At 73.0% G+C, this 2047-nt stretch carries 2 protein-coding genes; one reads left to right on the forward strand and one right to left on the reverse strand.

From position 1 onward, the window contains the following. Positions 1-1008, forward strand: a 1008-nt coding sequence (locus JS521_RS07655; RefSeq protein WP_205081971.1) for an exopolysaccharide biosynthesis polyprenyl glycosylphosphotransferase, incomplete at its 5' end; no start/stop codon positions are given. An 83-nt stretch (positions 1009-1091) separates the two neighbouring features. Here JS521_RS07655 and JS521_RS07660 read toward each other — a convergent pair. Continuing rightward, a complete protein-coding gene (locus JS521_RS07660) occupies positions 1092-2009 on the reverse strand; it encodes a GDP-L-fucose synthase family protein (RefSeq protein WP_372448566.1) in 918 nt (305 codons plus the stop codon). Positions 2010-2047: the final 38 nt, after the last annotated feature.

A 2047-nucleotide genomic window follows, 5' to 3' on the forward strand; every position in this document is an offset into this window, starting at 1 on the left:
TCACCGACCAGCAGCACCCTGCGGACCCGGCTTCCCCGCCGTGCGGCCGAGCTGCTCAACTCCCGTACGGATCACGACTATGCGCTCGTCGCCGCCATACCGGTGGGGGCCGGCCGGCTGGAGCTGGACGGGGTGCAGATGCCGGGACGCCTCGCGTCCTGCCCGGCCGACGACGATGTCTCCACGGTGCTCGGCGGGGTCTACGCCCACGCGGCGGACCTGGTGCTGGTGGCTCCCGGGCCCCAACTGACCGGCGACCGGCTGCGCCGCCTCGGCTGGGGGCTGCACGACGGGGGCGTCGCCCTCTCCGTGCTCTCGGAGCTGTCCGGCGTGGCGGCGACGCGGGTGCGTCCCGTCACCGCGGCCGGGCTCACCCTGCTGCACATCGCGCCGCCGCTGCGCGGGGGGCCGCAGGCGGTGGTGAAGAACGTGCTGGACCGTGCGGGCGCCCTGTTCGGACTGCTGGCCCTGGCACCGCTGTTACTGGCCGTGGCGCTGAGCGTCCGGCTCTCCTCGCGGGGCCCGGTCTTCCACCGTCAGGTGCGGCAGGGGCAGCACAACCGGCCCTTCACCATGTGGAAGTTCCGCACGATGGTGCCGGACGCGGAGCACCTCAAGGCGCGGCTCGCCGCGGCCAACGAGGTCGACGGCCCGCTGTTCAAGATGCGCAGCGATCCCCGGGTGACCCCGGTCGGCCGGATGCTGCGGCGCACGTCGATCGACGAACTCCCTCAGCTCGTCAACGTGTTGCTGGGTCACATGTCGTTGGTGGGCCCGCGGCCGCCGCTGCCGGAGGAGGCGTCGCGCTACGACGAGCGGGAGCACCGCCGGCTCACCGTGAAGCCGGGGCTCACGGGCCTGTGGCAGGTGAGCGGCCGCTCCGACCTGAGCTGGCAGGAGACCGTCTCGCTCGACCTCTGGTACGTGGACAACTGGTCGGTCGGCGCCGACATGGGACTCCTCGCCCGCACCGTGCGCGCCGTCACCGACGGCCGCGGGGCGTACTGAGAGCGGCGGGCGTGCTGATGCGAGGAGCAGCACCACCGGTGCGCCGCCGCGAGACCTCTCCAGGCCTCGGCGGCGGCGAACGGTCACTGTCCGGGCGGGAGTTGTCCGAGCCACCAGGCGTAGGTGTGGGCGATGCCGTCGCGCAGCGGGATCTGCGGCTTGAAGCCGAGGGAGGTCAGGCGGGTGACGTCGAGCAGCTTGCGGGGCGTCCCGTCGGGCTTCGAGGTGTCCCAGCCGATGCGGCCCTGGTAACCCGTCACATCGCTGACCGCCTCGGCAAGTTCGCGGATGGTGAGGTCCTCGCCGCAGCCGATGTTGACGGGTTCGTCGCCGTCGTAGGCCTCCAGCAGGGTGACGCAGGCGGCGGCGAGGTCGTCGACGTGGAGGAACTCGCGGCGCGGGGAGCCGGATCCCCACAGGGTCACCTCGGGGGCCCCGTCCCTGCGCGCCTCGTGGAAGCGGCGGATCAGGGCGGGCAGGACGTGCGAGGTCTCCAGGTCGAAGTTGTCGCCCGGTCCGTAGAGATTGGTGGGCATGGCGCTGATGTAGGACGCGCCGTACTGCCGCCGGTAGGACTGGGTCTGGACGATCCCGGCGATCTTGGCGAGGGCGTACGCCTCGTTGGTGGGCTCCAGTTCACCGGTGAGCAGCGACTCCTCACGGATCGGCTGGGGCGCGAGCCGGGGGTAGATGCACGACGAGCCGAGGAAGAGCAGCCGCCGCGCCCCCGCCGCGTGCGCACCGGCGATCACGCTGAGCTGGATGCGCAGATTGTCCTCCAGGAACTGCACCGGATACGTGCTGTTGGCCATGATCCCGCCGACCTTGGCGGCGGCCAGCACCACGGCGTCCGGGCGGACCTCCTTCAGAAACGTCTCGGTCCGCGCGGCGTCGCGCAGGTCGAGGAGGTCGCGGCCACGGGTGGCCACCTCGTGGCCGTCGTCGGCGGGGCGGGGGGGCCCCCCCCCCCCCCCCCCCCCCCCGGGGGCCCCCCCCCAAATAGCGGGGGCGGGGGGCGGGAGAGGAAGGGGGGGGTTCG

Origin of the sequence: Streptomyces durocortorensis, assembly GCF_016901035.1 — a bacterium.
GTDB lineage: Bacteria > Actinomycetota > Actinomycetes > Streptomycetales > Streptomycetaceae > Streptomyces > Streptomyces durocortorensis.